Below are 14281 nucleotides of genomic sequence, written 5' to 3'. Positions count from 1 at the left end.
GCCGTTGAGCGGCCTCGGCGACCGTCGCCTACGGGCCGGCCGTCACCGCGGCCCCGTCAGGAACGAGACAACGAGCCCGTTGAAGTGCTCGGCCTGCTCCCACTGCGGCCAGTGCCCGGCGTTCTCGATGAGCTCAAACCGCGCGTCGGCGATCTTCTTGGCCATCTCGACGCCGGCGGCTGCAGGGCCGGACGGGTCATCGCTGGTCCAGACGACGAGCGTCGGGGCCGCGACAGCAGCCAGCTCGTCGTCGGTGACCAAGTTGCGACGCCTGGTCTCCTCCTCCTGGAGGCACAGGATGTGTCGCATCGACTCGGAGAAGCCGGGCTGGGAGTAGATCCGCCGCCGGATGTCGACCAGCTCGTCGGTGACACTGGCGGGGTCGGCCATCAGCCACTCCAGCCGGGCGCGGATCCGCTCGGGGCTCGGATCGTCGGCAGCGGCCTGGCTCAGGTCACGGATCCGGGCCATCACCTCGGGGCGGGACATGGTGCCGCCCGGTGTGTTGAGCACGACCTTCAGGACACGCCCGGGGTGCATGGCCGCGAACTTGACCGCGATCCAGCCGCCGAGCGACTCGCCGTTGAGGTGGACCTTCTCGAGACCGAGTGTGTCCAGGAGGCCCAGCAGGTGCCCGAGGTAGTCCGGGAGCTCGAGATCGTGCCCGGTCAGGGTGGAGTACCCGTGGCCGGGGTAGTCGTAGGCCACGACGTGGAAGTGCTCTGCCAGCGCCGCGATGTTGCGGGTGTATGCCTCGAGGTGCCCGCCGGTCCCGGGCATGAGCACGAGAGGCTCCCCCGTGCCCGCCTCCAGCACGCGGGTGCGCCAGGGGCCGACGGTCACGTAGGAGACCTTGTGCTCCAGGTGGCCGAGCTCGGTCCAGACAGTTCCCAGGCCGCTCATCGTGGTGTTCTCCTCATTCGTCTGCTCGGTCATCGGATCACCAGCGGGTTGACCGGGGAGGCGACCGCCCCGGTGATGGGCAGCGGCGGCGCCACGAGCAGGAACTCGTAGCGCCCGTCGGCGGCGCACCGCTCGGCTAGCTGCTCGAGGTCGAACATCTCGCCGATGAGCATGCCCATGTGGACGAGCATGATGATGTGGAGCGGCTGGAAGACGTCGCTCGTCTCGTTGGGGAGCACCTCGGTGCCCCAGGTGTCCGTGGCGTAGCCCGCGACCTCGCGCTCGGCGAACCAGCTCGCCGTCGTCATGCTCAGGCCGGGGGCCGAGCCACCGGCGTAGTCGCCCCAGGAGCCGCGGTCGCGGACCTGTGCGAGCTGGCCGGTGCGGATCAGGACGAAGTCCCCGGTGCCGATCGATACGCCGGCCATCGCGGCAGCGGCGTCGAGCGTCTCGGGAAGGATGGCGTCGCCCGGCTCCAGCCACGGGCGGCCGGAGGCCCTGGGCAGGTCGAGGAGCACTCCCCGACCGACGACCTTGTCGCGCATGTTCTGTACGCCGTTGCGTGCGGCGCCGTCGCTACTGACGAGCGCTGCCGAGTGCCCGTTGTACATCATCCCCTCGTAGAAGATGTGGGACAGGCCGTCCCACTGGGTCCCGCAGGAGAGCGGCATGGTGATGCCGTCGTCCGCGTGCCGCGTGGTGGGCATGTGGTCCTGAGCTCCGGCCAGCGCATCCGTGCCCGTCGCCATCATGTAGTGGACCGGGTTGTTGCGTCCGAAGGCACCGGTCTGCGGGCCGTTCGCGTCGAAGGGCAGTGCGAGGCTGATGACCTCGCCGGTACGCACCGTGGCGACCGCGGCCAGCCGGTGCTGGTCGGTGAGGTGGTTCAGGGTCCCGATCTGGTCCTCGGACCCCCATCGACCCCAGTTGGAGTGTCGTTTGGCGAGCTCGTCGACGTCGGAGAGGTCGAAGACCCGGGTGGAGTCCTGGGGGGTGGTGCTGGTCATGAGTTCTCCTTGGTGTCCGAGAAGGCCTTCGCCTTCATGCCGAGATGCAGGCCGGAGTCGACGATGAGCGTCTGGGCTGTGACGGTGCGGGCGTGTTCCGCGAACCACAGGACCGCGTCGGCGATGTCCTCCGGTTCGCCCACACGTTGGAGCGGCATGACTGCCGCCATGTCGTCGGCAAGCGCGTCGGCCTGCTCCGGGGTGCTCTCGCCGCCCTTCTCCCACCAGCGGGTGCGCACGAATCCGGCGGCCACGGCGTTGACGCGGATGTTCGGGGCCAGGGCCCGTGCGAGCGCCACGGTGAGGGTGTTGATCGCAGCCTTGCTCACGACGTAGGCGATGCTGCTGCCGTCGGCGCGGATGCCGCCGACGGACGAGATGTTGACGATCGCTCCTCCCGCCCGCCGCATGCCCGGCGCCACGGCCTTGCTGCAGTGCCAGGTGCCCATGAGGTTGACGTCGAGGGTGCGGCGCCAGATCTCGTCGGTCATGGCCTCCAGGTCGCTGAACTCGACGAAGCTCGTGTAGCCCGCGTTGTTCACCAGCACGTCGACCGGACCCCAGGCCCGCTCGATGTCGCCGACCATCGTCCGGACAGCTCCCTCGTCCGAGACGTCGGCCTGCAACGCCATCGCGTCCACGCCGAGGGCCGTGATGGCCTCGACGGTCGCGTGCGCGGCGTCGGCCGAACGGGAGTAGTTCACGACCACGCGGGCGCCGCGCTGGGCGGCGCGGATCGCGCACTCGGCGCCGATTCCCGTACCGCCGCCGGTCACCAGGACGACCTTGTCCTTCATCGGTCCTCCCCCGCGGTCTCGCGAGTGGCGCCGGCCACGGCCAGGAGCGACCCCATCCCGGTGATCCACCGAGGGACCGGCTCGTAGGACCGGTCGAACGTGGCCTCGGACAGCTCGTTGCCGGCGCCGACATAGGCACCCGCCGCCGCCATCCAGGTACGGATCTCCTGCCCACCGTTGCCGCCGTCGCGGTCGATCTGCTGCTCGGTGAGGTCGAGCAGCGGCCTCAGCTCGCCAGACTGGAGGCAGTCCAGCACCCACTCGTCCCAGGCCGCGTTGACCTTGCCGTTGGCATCGCCCATGGCAGCGACCCGCTGCTGCCGGCCCTCCTCCCGCTCGGCCAGCTGGTCGCGGTCGCCGAGCAGGAAGTCACGGCCGCGCTCACCGAGTGCGGGGTCCTCCGGCTCGAGCCGAGGTGGCCAGTGCGAGAGTCCGCCGGAGCCGACCACGGCGACCCGCTCGTCGCCAGGGTGGGCGGCCAGGGCACGCCCGACCGCGAGACCGAACTCGTAGGCGCGTTCGACCGTGCACAGCGGCGGAGCACTGGTGTTGACCATGATCGGAACCAGGGGGACGCTCAGATCAGGGAACAGGGCTCCGTAGGACTGGGCGATCCCGTGGTCAACGCTCATCCGGAGTGACAGGGCCGGGTCGAACCCGGCGTCGCAGACGGAGTCGTGGACGAACCGGGCCAGGTCGGCGGCGACCGGGAGCTGACCGCCGGGGCTGTTGTAGTCGCCGGCTCCCGAGACCTCCTGGACGCCGATGCAGAACCGTGGCATCAGGTCGTAGAAGGCGAACCGGAAGTGGTCCGGCCCGAAGACGACGGCGGCCGAGATGTTCAGGTCGGCGAGAGCACGTGCTGCGCGTTGCGTGCCCTCGACGAAGGTCGACCCCGACTCACCGGGTGTCGTGGGTGGAGTCACCCCCCACAGCGGGGAGTGCGAGTGGCCCATCAGGGAAACCACAGATGTCATGGACGAGTTCCTTCGGGAGACGTCGACAGGGTGCTGTCGAGGGGAAGGTCGCGGACGTCGTTGTCCGGGACGGAGGACGGGGCCTTCGGGGCCGCGTCCGTGAGGGCCGGGTGCGGTGCGGACGGGCCGGGAGGGCTCGAGGATCGGAAACGGTCCAGCAGGCGCCGGATGCTGAGCCGGTCACCGGCCACGGCGACGATGAGGATCACTCCGGTGACGATGTTCTGCCAGTCGCTGGCGACACCGGCGATGCTGAGGCCGTTCTGGAGGATGGCGATGAAGAGCACTCCGAGCGCGGTGCCTCCGACGCCACCGCGTCCGCCTGTCAGCGCAGTGCCACCGAGCAGCACCGCGGCGATCGCCTGCAGGGCCAGCGTGCCGTCGACGGTCGGCACCGCGGCGCCGACCCTGCCGACCCCGATGGTGCCAGCCAGCGCCGCACAGGCGCCCGCGACGGCGTACACCAGAATGAGAGTCCGGGGGACGTGGATGCCCGAGAGCCGGGCGGCGGTGGGACTTCCGCCGATTGCGTAGATGTCGCGGCCGAAGTACGTCCGGTTCTGCACGTAGATCGCCAGGACGAAGACGGCGGCCATGATCCAGATCGGCATGGGCAGGCCGAGGAAGCGCTCCGTCGCCAGCCAGCGCACGATCGGGTCGGTGACCAGGAAGGAGTTGCTGCCCGACCAGAGGCTGACCACGCCGGAGAGGCTGGTCATGGTGGCCAGGGTGACGACGAAGACCGACAGGCCGATCTTTCCGACCGCGACGCCGTTGAGCAGTCCGCCGACCAGGGCTCCGGCCAGCACGCAGAGCGCCACGACGACACCCCCGGGCAGCCCGTGCTCGAGGAGCTTGGCCATGAGGATCCCGATCAGAGTGGCGGTCGCGCCGACCGAGAGATCGAAGCCCCCGGACAGGAGGACGAACGTCATGCCCATCGCGACGATCCAGAGGAGCGAGGAGTTGGCGACCAGGTTCTGCAGGTTCGAGCTGGTGGAGAACGCCGGTTGGGTGACGGAGAATACGGCGAACATGCCGACGACGAGCAGCAGCACCAGCCGGAACTGTGCGGTCGCCGCCCACGCTCGGTCGAAGATGGAACTCATGACAGATGACCTCCGGCCAGTTTCAGGATCTCGGACTCGTGGGTGTCGGCAGTCGCGATGTCGGCGACCACGCGGCCCCGGAACATCACCAGCACGCGGTCGCACAGGGTCAGCAGCTCGTCGATCTCCGACGAGCTCACCAGCAGCGCGCTGCCGGCCGCTGCCGTCGCGCGCAGCTCCTGGTGGATGTCCGCCTTGGCCATCACGTCCACCCCGCGGGTGGGCTCGTCGAGGAGCAGCACCTTCGGTCGGCGTACCAGCCACTTCGCGACGGCGACCTTCTGCTGGTTGCCGCCGCTGAGCCGGGCCGTGGCGATGTCGACGGCTCCCGGCGCAATCCTCAGCGCAGCTGAGAGTCGGGAGATCGCCGCGGCCCCACGCCCTCGGGTGGGTGGCATCAGGCGGGGAGCGTCGTGCGTCTCGACCATCGTCATGTTCGTGGCGCCGCTCATGGCGAGGACGAGTCCGTCGGTCTTCCGGTCGGCGGGCACGAACGCGAGACCACGCTGGATCGCGCGCCGCGGACCGCGCGGGAGATACGGACTCCCGTCCACCGCGAGCGAGCCTCCACTGAGGGCACGAACCCCGAAGATCGCCTCGAGCACCTCGCTGCGTCCGGCACCCACGAGCCCGGCGAGCCCGACGATCTCCCCGCGTCGCAGGTCGAGGTCGAAGTCGTCGACCCGACCGGCGACCGAGAGCGCGATGACGCTCAGGGCGACGTGGTCTTCGGCCGTGCCCGCGGACGCCGACTCAGCCTTGATCGCCTGCTCCGCGGGCAGCGCCTGCCCGAGCATCGCCTCGACGAGCGACTCCGGGGTGAAGGAGTCGACCCCACCCTGCGCGACGGTCGTGCCGTCGCGCAGGACGGTGATGTCGTCGGCGATCTCGAACAGCTCCTGCATCCGATGCGAGACGAAGATGATCGCGACGCCCTGTGCCTTCAGCCTGCGCACCGTGGCGAAGAGGCTCTGGACCTCGTCGTCGGTGAGCGAGCTGGTGGGCTCGTCCAGGATCAGTACCTTGGCGTCCGCCGTGAGCGCGCGTGCGATCTCGACCAGCTGCCGTTGGTCCGGACGCAGCCGGCGGACCTCGAGGTCCGGGTCCACATCGAAGTCGAGCCGCTGGAGCACTTCCTGCGCCTTGGCCCTGCTGGCGGATCGGCTCACGCCCATCCGCCCGCGGACAAGCCCCCGGCCCAGGAGCACGTTCTCCGTCACGCTGAGGTCCGGCGCGACGGCGACCTCTTGCGACACCATCGCGATGCCCTGCCGCAGCGCGGCCACCGGACTGCCGAAGCGCACCGCGTGGCCGTTGATCTCGACAGTTCCCGCATCGTGACGGATCTGCCCCGAGAGGACGCCGAGAAGCGTCGACTTGCCACTGCCGTTCTCGCCGATGAGGACGTGAACGACCCCGGGTGCGGGGATGCTCAGGTGCGCGTCCTGGAGCGCCAGGGTGGGCCCAAAGCTCTTCTGCAGCCCCCGGACCTGCAGCAGCGGTGGCCGGAGGACCCCTTCGATGCGGGTCATCGTCACTCGGTGGGAGTGGCGTCGTCGACGTTGTCAGCGGTGATCGCGGTCCCCAGCAGCGAGACCGTCTCGGGCAACGGCAGGTTCTGATCGGTCACCGAGCTGTACGCGGCGTTGATCAGCGCCTCACCCTGAGCGGCCCACGGCACCTGGTAGGACATCGCGATGTCGCCGGCCTTGATGGCTTCCATGACCGCTTCGCCGGTGCCCGAGTTCGCGATGATCAGCACGTCGTCGAGGCCCGAGGACTTCACGACGGTGGCTGCGGTGAGTGCGACCAGGTCGTTGTAGACCCAGATCTGGTCGATGTCGGGGTTCTTGGCGATCAGCTCGCTCACCGCGGGGCCGTAGCCGGCCGCGGTGTCCTCCTTCGAGTCGACCAGGCCGACGAACTCCAGACCGAACCGCTCGCCCCAGTACTGCTCCCGCTCTGCCATGTACTTCAGGGCAGCGATCGGGGCGGCGTTGCCGATGATGCCGAACGAGCCGCCCGGCTGCTCCTTCGCGCCGTACTCGGCCATCGCGTAGGCCTGACGGTCGATCGGCGCCTCCAGGTCGGCGTCGTAGCCCTCCCCGAGCGGCTTGCTCACGTCGGGGCGTGCGTTGGTGGCGATGACGGGGATGCCGGCTGCCTCGGCCTCGGCCAGGGCGGGCCCGAGCGACTCGGGAACGACGGGGTACACGACGATGGCGTCGACGCCCTCGGCGAGCAGTTCGTCGAACTGCGTGACCTGCTTCTGCGGGTTCAGCTCGGCGTCCTTGACGATCAGCTCGACACCGAGCTCCTCGGCCCGGGCCTCGGCGCCGCGCTGCTGCACGGCGAGCGTCGGCAGGGCGCCGTAGATCTGCAGGTAGCCGATGGTGAGCTGCTCTCCTGTCGCCTCCGGGACGGGAAAGTTCTCGGGCAGGTCCTTGGCGGGGCCGTCGTACGCGACGGGCTTCGGTTCGGCGGACCCGGAGCCTGCCCCGGATTCGGCGTCGGAGTCGCTGCCGCAGGCTGTGAGGGCCAGCGCGCTGGTGAGGGCCATGGTCGCGAGCAGGAAGCGCTTGTTCATGTTCATCCTTGTGGTGTCGATGGGTCGGGTCGTTGCCCCGTGACCCCGAGTTCTGGGCAGGCAGGAGCTCGCCGGAACCGAGTCCGGCGTGTTCGTTGTCAGAGCTGGTGCTGCGTCAGCCGCGCTCGGGGATCTCCCGTTGTCGGGCTGCGGCGGTGCGTACGGCGGCGACGATGGCCTCGTAGCCCGTGCAGCGGCAGAGGTTGCCGCTGATCGCCCAGCGAATGTCCTCGTCGCTGGGGTGGGGATTCTCCGCGAGCAGCTCGGAGGCCGCGAAGATCATTCCCGAGAGACAGAACCCGCACTGGAAGGCCTGCTCGTCCCAGAACGCCTGCTGGACGACGTCGAGCTCACCGTCCTGGGCCAGGCCGTGCGTGGTGACGATCTGGCTGCCCTCGGCCGAAACGGCCAGCCGTAGGCAGGTCTTGGTGATCTGGCCGTCGACGCGGCTGGTGCACGCGCCGCAGTCGCCGGTGGCGCACCCGACCTTCGGGGCGGTGACCCCGAAGTCGTCGCGGAGCGCCTCGACCAGCAGTGATCGCGGGTCGACGTCGGCGGTTCGCTCGGCGCCGTCCAGGTTCAGCGAAAGCCGAGTGCTGGTGCTCTCGGGCTGCTTGTCGGTGCTCATCGGCTCTCCTGGTGCGCGGCCATCTCGATGGCGCGACGGGCAACGGGGCCGGCGACGGCCGCGCGGTAGGTGGCAGGGGCGAGCTCGTCGGCCCATGGTGTGGCGACCGAGTCGGCGGCGAGTCGGACGGCCAGCTCGATCGTCTCCGGGGTCGGCGGCCCGCCACTCAGCACTGACCCCAGGTCGACGTGCACAGGAGTCGGGCTGACAGCACCGAGGACGAGGCGAGGGGTCTCCCCCAGCACGCAGGCGGCGGTGGCGATGGGCCAGCTGCTCGCGGACCTCTTCAACTTGTAGTAGCCCCACCGGGCGGCGGGCAGTACCGGGAACTCGAGCCGGGTGAGGATCTCGCCCTCACGCAGGCACGAGACCGACGCGTCCTGGAACCTCCCAGCCCCGCTGACCCTGCGCTCGCCGTCCGGGCCCGCGATGACGAAAGTGGCGTCTAGGGCGGCGACGGCCGCTGGCGCGTCCGAGGACGGTCGCGCCGCCACGACGGAGCCGCCGACGGTCCCCTGTGACTGGATCTGCCGACCCCCGGTGATGCCGTTCGCCATGGCGGCGAGCAGCGGGAGGTGGCGGGCCACGTCCGGCGACGACATCAGCGCGGAGTACGTGGCGGTGGCCCCGACGTGCACCACGTCGCCGACGACTTCGATCCGATGAAGTCCCGTATGGCGAAGGTCGACAAGGACCTCGGGTCGGGACTCGCCCCGGTTGCATTCCGGCACGACCCAGGTCCCACCGCCGATCACCCGGGAGGTCGTGGGCGCCTCGGCCAGAATCTCGACAGCCTCCGCGACGCTCGTCGGCGCGCGATAGACGAACGGATGGCTGATCATCGCTGCCCACCTCCGATCGCCGCGAGGACGCGGTGGGGCACCGCCGGCAGCTCGTCGATGCTGGCTCCCAGCGGGTCCAGGGCGTCGTTCACGGCGTTGAGAACCGACGCCATCGTGCACGCCACGCCGCCCTCCCCCGCGCCCTTGGTGCCGAGCGGGGTGAACGGGCTGGGCGTCACCTGGTGCTGGATCTCGAACGTCGGAACGTCCGTGGCCCGCGGAAGCAGGTACGACTTGAACCCGTCGCTCGTCTGTCGCGCGTCGCCGTCGTGCAGGACCTCCTCGGTCAGCGCAGCGCCGATACCGTTGACCACCCCGCCGGTGAATTGGCCGGTCACGAAACGCGGGTTGATCATCACGCCGCAGTCGTGGACCATCACGTGCCGCAGGATGTCGACGACGCCGGTGTCGACATCGACCTCGACAACCGACAGGTAGATGCCGTTGGAGAAGGTCGAGAAGGGCATGATCCTCCCCTCCTCGTCGGCCAGGTGCCGGATGTTGCGCATCTGGAAGGTCCTGGTCGACTCGAGGGTCGGCTCGATGCCAGGGGCCACGATGTGACCGACGGTGTAGAGCGCATGGGCGATGGCGGCGATGGGCAGCGCCGTCTCGGGATCACCGTCGACCGAGGCGATTCCACCGCGCAGGACGATTCGCTGCGCGTCGTCGACATGGAGCATCGACGCGCCCACCTGACGCAGCTTCGAGGCGACCTCATCGGCGGCGAGGGCGGCCGAGCCCCCACCCGTGAGGATGCCTCGGCTGCTGACGTTGCCGAAGCCGAACGGGCAGATGTCTGTGTCGCCCTGCACGATCGAGACGGAGTCCAGCGCGACCCCCAGCCGATCCGCGACGATCTGCATGATCGCGGTGTCGTTTCCGTTGCCCGGGCTGGTCACGCCGGTGAGGACGGTGACGTCGCCGGACGGGTCCATCCGGACGGTGGAGATGTCCGAGGCGCCGATCAGGGCTCCCGGAATGTCGGCTCCCTCGGGCAGGACCTCGAAGCCCACCCCCAGGCCCAGGTAGCGGCCCTGCTCCCGTGCGCGGGCCTGGTCCTCGCGGAACTCCGCGTAGTCCAAGACATCGAGCGCCTTGTCGAGCAACCCGTCGTAGTCGCCGCTGTCGAGCTCCAGCCCGGTGGTGGTGACGTAGGGGAACTCGTCGGACTTGACCCAGTTGCGGCGTCGGACCTCGAGGGGGTCGAGACCGGTGCGCCGGGCGACGGCATCCATGACGGTCTCCATCAACAGGACACCGGCCTCCTTGCCGAACGGGCGGAAGGGGCTCCAGGGGCCCTTATTGGTCACCACGACCTTGTAGTCGCAGCGGAAGGCCGGAACCCGGTAGCCGCTCGGCATCGCCAGCGCTCCCGCGAAAGCCATGCCGAAGGCACCGGTGGCGGAGGCGGCGCCGTGGTTGGCGACCATGTCGCACGCCACCGCCGTGACCCGGCCGTCGTCGTCGTACGACGCGGTGTACTCGATCCGCGAGTCCCGGGCGCCGTACCGCAGCGTACTCGCTCGATCCTCGGTCCACTGAACCGGACGCGCCAGCTGACGGGCGAGCACGCACACGAGGTACTCCTCGGGGTGGCCGAAGTTCTTGAACCCGAAGGATCCGCCTACCGGCGGCGCCACCACGCGCACGTCACGCTCACGCAGGCCGAGGAACCCAGCGATCGTGTGGCGCAGCGGGTGGGGTGCCTGAGTGGTGCCGTACCAGGTGAGCCGTCGGGTTCCCGCGTCCCAGTCGGCGCGGTAGGCACGCGGTTCCATGGGGGCGGGCGCACCGCGGCCCGTCCTCAGGTGGCCGTGGATCATCCCAGCCGAGCGAGCCGCAGCCGCTTCCACGTCGCCACTTCCGGCGGTGCCCGACAGCATCACGTTCGAGCCCCAGCTCTCGTAGAGCAGGGGGGCGTCGGCGCCGAGCGCCTCTTCGGGGTCGAGCACGTGTGGCAGCGGCTCGTAGTGGACCTCGACGTCAGCCGCGGCGACGAGTGCCTGCGCCAGCGACTCGGCCACGACAGCCGCGACCGGCTGACCGACGTAGACGACCTTGTCGACCGGCAGCATGCGGATCTCCAGGCTCTGGCCGCCGGTGGGCGCCGGATCCATCGCGTTCGGGATCGGCCCGAAGTCTTCGGCGAGGGAGCGTCCGGTGACGACGGCGAGCACCCCGGGACGCGAGGCCGCGACCGTCGTGTCGACGACGATCCGAGCGTGCGGAAGCTCGCTGCGCACCAGGACCACGTGCGCGCCGCCGGGAAGGTCCAGATCGTCCGTGTAGCGAACCCGGCCGGTGACGTAGGCGTCACCGTCGTGCCGGCGCACAGAGGTGCCAGCCAGCCCCGTGGCCTCACCCTGGTGGTGATCGGTTCCAGGTGACATCGAACTCACTACCCGCCTTCCATCCTGCAGAAGCAACATTCTGTGACTAGAGTAACGGGCGTCACGTCATTGTCAAGAATAAGCATTCTTCAGGGTGGAATCACCTGCTCAACGCCTCGGCACGCGCGACCGCCCCCGCCAGCAGTGCTGCTAGCTCGGCCTCCTTCTCCGGCGTGTAGCGCTGGATCGGGCAGGACAGCGACAAGGCGCAGACACCGGACCCGTCCGGTGCGTGCACCACACGCGCGATCGCCCAGATGTCCGGCTCGTTCTCCCGGTTGCCCACCGCGTATCCCTGTTCGCGGATGCGTTCCAGATCGACCAAGAGCGCCGTGCGTGATCGTAGGGAGAACTCCGTCACTCCGGGGATCTGCTCGTGCGGGTAGCGACGCATGACTTCCTCGTTCGAGAGCTCAGCGAGCAGCGCCTTCCCGCCGGATGTGCAGTTCGCTGGGCGGACCAGCCCGACGCGCGACGTCGTGCGCACCGGCCGATCGCACTCGACGGCGTCCAGGAAGATCGTGTCGACACCCTCGAGGGCCAGCAGGCTGCAGGTCTCGTCAGCCAGCGCCACCAGAGAGCGGATGATCGGGCTCAACTGCGCACGTAGATCGTGGCGCACCACCGACAGCCCCAGCGTCAGCAACGTCGGACCGGGGGAGTAGCTCTTGGCCTGGAGGTTCTTCTGGACCAGACCGTAGTGCTCGAACATGGCAAGGAGCCTGTGCGCCGTGGACTGCGCCACTCCCAGTTCCTCGCTCGCCTCCGACACGCGTATGGCAGGCCGGTCTCGCAGCAGCAGTAGAAGCCTGATTGCGTTGTCGACCGACCCGATCGGATGCTTGGGCTCCGCACTGCCTGCAGACTCAGTCACTATGTCCCCGTCGCGTAGAGCGCTCGTGACCAGATCAGGGTCAGTGATATGCGCGATGTCACAGAATAGGCTAACGATGTCAATCGGCACCGGTGCGATCATCGACGCACTCGGGCTGCTCGGTCGCCAACCTCGCCGACCCCCTCATTCCCCGCCACAGCGCCGAGCTCGATTCCAGCCCGTCATGTAGGTGCTCGACGTGTTCTTGCCCGCGACTGACTTCGGGCGCGGCGTCCAGGTGCTGCACCAGGGTGTCGATGACCGTGTCGGCGCATACCCGGCGGCCCGCCTGCGGTCCCAGCACCTCCTCGAGCCTCGCCGCGAGGGCGGCCAGATCCGCGGGCCGCTCGAGGCCCTCGACCCAGGGCAGCGCGTCCGGGTCGACCAGCGCGCCCCCGAGCACCGGGTCGACCGCGTCGACCAGATCGCGCATGAAGTCCAGGCCGAGCGCGACTCGCTCAGGACCCACCAGCGAGACCGCGTGCCCGACGTGGGCCAGGTACGAGTCGACCGTGGCTGCGTCGGACAGGAACGGCCCGAAGCCGTTGATGGCCACGAAGCCGCCGCTGTCGGCCACCGCGCGGATCTGCTCGTCGGTCAGGTTGCGCGGGTGAGCCTGGAGGGCCTGGCAGGAGGAGTGGCTGGCGACGAAGGCCTTCGTGGCGACCGACGCCAAGTGCCAGAAGCCCGTCTCCGAGAGGTGGCTGACGTCGACCAGCATGCCGAGGCGCTCCATCTCCGCCACCGCCTCGAGCCCCAGCGACGTCAGGCGGCCGCCGGCATCCTGCTCACCGACTCCGTCGGCCATCATCGTGCGGCGGTTCCAGGTCATCGACGCGATGCGTACCCCGAGGCGGTGGAAGGTGTCCAGCAGCTCGAGGGAGTGGCCGATCGGCTCGCATCCCTCCAGGGCGAGGACGAGCGCGATGCGGCCGCCCTGGATCGCGGGACGGATCTGGTCGCCGCGCTCGCAGATCACCACGTCGGCCGCGTGTACGTCGGCGAGCCGGCGGGCCTCCTCGAGCACCTGCAGGCTCCGGCGCAGCGCCCCCTCCCCCACGTGCTGCTCCTCGGTGAAGACCGGAAGCACCTGGAGGACCACGCCGCCGGCCCGCAGCTGCGGCAGCCAGAAGTCCCCGAACGGATCGGACAGGCCGCGCTCGCGCTGGTGCAGGACACCGAGCAGGAGGTCGTTGTGGCAGTCCGCCACCGGCAGCGTCGGAGCCCCCATCAGGAGGCGGTGCCCCCGCTGCGCGCCTCGCGTCGCCGGGCCAGCTGGGCCAGGGAGACTGCGATGACCAGCGCCCCACCGTAGAACAGCTGCTGCACGAAGCTCTCCGCACCGAGAAGCTGGAGCCCGGTGATGCCGGTGGCGAGGAAGTAGACGGCGATGAACGAGCCCCAGGCGTTGAAGCGGCCCGGGATCACGGTGGTCGCGCCGAGGAATACCGCGGCGAACGCGGGCAGCAGGAACGAGGTGCCCGAGCTCGGGTCCGCCGAGCCGGTGGTGCCGGCGTACAGCGTGCCGGCCACTCCGGCCAGGCCGGCAGAGCCCACCAGAGCGCCCATACGGACGCGCCCGACCTTGATGCCGCTCAGCCGGGCGACGTCGCGTCCGCGGCCGACGAAGAGCATCCGCATGCCGAGCGCGGTGTGCTGAAGCAGGTACCAGAGCACGAAACAGAGCACGAGCCCGTAGTAGAACGCCGCCGGCACGCTGAAGAGCTTGTAGCCGATGACGAGGTCGACGAGCGAGGTCGAGATGCCGCTGATCGTGGTGGAGTTGCTGATCCAGAGGACGAGGCCCTGGATCACGGTACCCGTGCCCAGCGTGACGATCAGTGAGTCGACCCCGAAGAACACGATCACGGCACCGTTCACCAACCCCGCCAGCAGGGCCACCACCAGGCCGGCCACGATGGCGGCACCGATCGACCATCCGTGGTTGACGTTCAGGATCCCGATCACCATGGCCGTGAGGGTGGCGACCGACGCGACCGACATGTCGTAGTCACCGCACACCAGCGGCAGCACCAGGCTCAGTGTCAGCACGAGGGGGACCGCCTGCGATCCCAGGATGTTGGAGATACTGGCGGTGCTCAGGAAGGTGTCCGGCAGCAGCACGGTGAACACCACGAAGACGGCGAGCCAGGCCACGGGCAGG

13 protein-coding genes are annotated in these 14281 nt (G+C 69.5%); all 13 read right to left on the bottom strand.

The window, feature by feature from the left end; all coding sequences use genetic code 11:
* Positions 1-42 precede the first annotated feature (42 nt).
* The gene (locus ACYVKX_RS12030; protein ID WP_460832473.1) at positions 43-936 is read right to left on the bottom strand and encodes an alpha/beta fold hydrolase; all 894 of its coding nucleotides are present in this window, start codon (positions 934-936) and stop codon (positions 43-45) included.
* Positions 933-1910 (bottom strand): cyclase family protein, encoded by a 978-nt coding sequence (locus tag ACYVKX_RS12025; protein ID WP_460832470.1) that lies wholly within the window; start codon positions 1908-1910, stop codon positions 933-935. The genes ACYVKX_RS12030 and ACYVKX_RS12025 overlap by 4 nt, the downstream gene beginning before the upstream one ends.
* The gene (locus ACYVKX_RS12020) at positions 1907-2707 is read right to left on the bottom strand and encodes an SDR family NAD(P)-dependent oxidoreductase (RefSeq protein ID WP_460832466.1); all 801 of its coding nucleotides are present in this window, start codon (positions 2705-2707) and stop codon (positions 1907-1909) included. The genes ACYVKX_RS12025 and ACYVKX_RS12020 overlap by 4 nt, the downstream gene beginning before the upstream one ends.
* Complete coding sequence (locus ACYVKX_RS12015) at positions 2704-3684, bottom strand: DODA-type extradiol aromatic ring-opening family dioxygenase (RefSeq protein WP_460832461.1); 981 nt, start codon at positions 3682-3684, stop codon at positions 2704-2706. The genes ACYVKX_RS12020 and ACYVKX_RS12015 overlap by 4 nt, the downstream gene beginning before the upstream one ends.
* Positions 3681-4793, bottom strand: a complete 1113-nt coding sequence (locus tag ACYVKX_RS12010) for an ABC transporter permease (protein ID WP_460832458.1) — start codon at positions 4791-4793, stop codon at positions 3681-3683. The genes ACYVKX_RS12015 and ACYVKX_RS12010 overlap by 4 nt, the downstream gene beginning before the upstream one ends.
* The gene (locus tag ACYVKX_RS12005; RefSeq protein ID WP_460832453.1) at positions 4790-6325 is read right to left on the bottom strand and encodes a sugar ABC transporter ATP-binding protein; all 1536 of its coding nucleotides are present in this window, start codon (positions 6323-6325) and stop codon (positions 4790-4792) included. The genes ACYVKX_RS12010 and ACYVKX_RS12005 overlap by 4 nt, the downstream gene beginning before the upstream one ends.
* A 2-nt stretch (positions 6326-6327) precedes the next feature.
* A complete protein-coding gene (locus ACYVKX_RS12000; protein WP_460832451.1) occupies positions 6328-7380 on the bottom strand; it encodes a sugar ABC transporter substrate-binding protein in 1053 nt (350 codons plus the stop codon).
* A 115-nt stretch (positions 7381-7495) separates the two neighbouring features.
* Positions 7496-8008, bottom strand: a complete 513-nt coding sequence (locus ACYVKX_RS11995; RefSeq protein WP_460832449.1) for a (2Fe-2S)-binding protein — start codon at positions 8006-8008, stop codon at positions 7496-7498.
* Positions 8005-8850: an FAD binding domain-containing protein gene (locus ACYVKX_RS11990; RefSeq protein WP_460832447.1), complete on the bottom strand. Its 846-nt coding sequence runs from the start codon at positions 8848-8850 to the stop codon at positions 8005-8007. The genes ACYVKX_RS11995 and ACYVKX_RS11990 overlap by 4 nt, the downstream gene beginning before the upstream one ends.
* A complete protein-coding gene (locus ACYVKX_RS11985; RefSeq protein ID WP_460832443.1) occupies positions 8847-11186 on the bottom strand; it encodes a xanthine dehydrogenase family protein molybdopterin-binding subunit in 2340 nt (779 codons plus the stop codon). The genes ACYVKX_RS11990 and ACYVKX_RS11985 overlap by 4 nt, the downstream gene beginning before the upstream one ends.
* Positions 11187-11343: 157 nt before the next feature.
* A complete protein-coding gene (locus ACYVKX_RS11980; RefSeq protein ID WP_460832440.1) occupies positions 11344-12219 on the bottom strand; it encodes an IclR family transcriptional regulator in 876 nt (291 codons plus the stop codon).
* Positions 12197-13348 carry a dipeptidase gene (locus ACYVKX_RS11975; RefSeq protein ID WP_460832437.1) on the bottom strand — a complete coding sequence of 384 codons (1152 nt, stop codon included), beginning with the start codon at positions 13346-13348 and terminating at the stop codon, positions 12197-12199. Before ACYVKX_RS11975 ends, ACYVKX_RS11980 begins: the two co-directional genes overlap by 23 nt.
* Positions 13348-14274 carry an ABC transporter permease gene (locus ACYVKX_RS11970; RefSeq protein WP_460832433.1) on the bottom strand — a complete coding sequence of 309 codons (927 nt, stop codon included), beginning with the start codon at positions 14272-14274 and terminating at the stop codon, positions 13348-13350. Before ACYVKX_RS11970 ends, ACYVKX_RS11975 begins: the two co-directional genes overlap by 1 nt.
* Positions 14275-14281 lie beyond the last annotated feature (7 nt).

Source organism: Nocardioides hungaricus (assembly GCF_054782915.1).
The sequence above is the reverse complement of the archived record's forward strand: the minus strand, read 5'-3'. Positions and strand labels throughout refer to the sequence as shown.

Excerpts from the sequence above, each read along its gene's own strand:
- ACYVKX_RS12030 (WP_460832473.1), bottom strand. The coding sequence starts at position 936 with ATGACCGAGCAGACGAATGAGGAGAACACCACGATGAGCGGCCTGGGA.
- ACYVKX_RS12025 (WP_460832470.1), bottom strand. The coding sequence starts at position 1,910 with ATGACCAGCACCACCCCCCAGGACTCCACCCGGGTCTTCGACCTCTCC.
- ACYVKX_RS12020 (WP_460832466.1), bottom strand. The coding sequence starts at position 2,707 with ATGAAGGACAAGGTCGTCCTGGTGACCGGCGGCGGTACGGGAATCGGC.
- ACYVKX_RS12015 (WP_460832461.1), bottom strand. The coding sequence starts at position 3,684 with ATGACATCTGTGGTTTCCCTGATGGGCCACTCGCACTCCCCGCTGTGG.
- ACYVKX_RS12010 (WP_460832458.1), bottom strand. The coding sequence starts at position 4,793 with ATGAGTTCCATCTTCGACCGAGCGTGGGCGGCGACCGCACAGTTCCGG.
- ACYVKX_RS12005 (WP_460832453.1), bottom strand. The coding sequence starts at position 6,325 with ATGACCCGCATCGAAGGGGTCCTCCGGCCACCGCTGCTGCAGGTCCGG.
- ACYVKX_RS12000 (WP_460832451.1), bottom strand. The coding sequence starts at position 7,380 with ATGAACAAGCGCTTCCTGCTCGCGACCATGGCCCTCACCAGCGCGCTG.
- ACYVKX_RS11995 (WP_460832449.1), bottom strand. The coding sequence starts at position 8,008 with ATGAGCACCGACAAGCAGCCCGAGAGCACCAGCACTCGGCTTTCGCTG.
- ACYVKX_RS11990 (WP_460832447.1), bottom strand. The coding sequence starts at position 8,850 with ATGATCAGCCATCCGTTCGTCTATCGCGCGCCGACGAGCGTCGCGGAG.
- ACYVKX_RS11980 (WP_460832440.1), bottom strand. The coding sequence starts at position 12,219 with ATGATCGCACCGGTGCCGATTGACATCGTTAGCCTATTCTGTGACATC.
- ACYVKX_RS11975 (WP_460832437.1), bottom strand. The coding sequence starts at position 13,348 with ATGGGGGCTCCGACGCTGCCGGTGGCGGACTGCCACAACGACCTCCTG.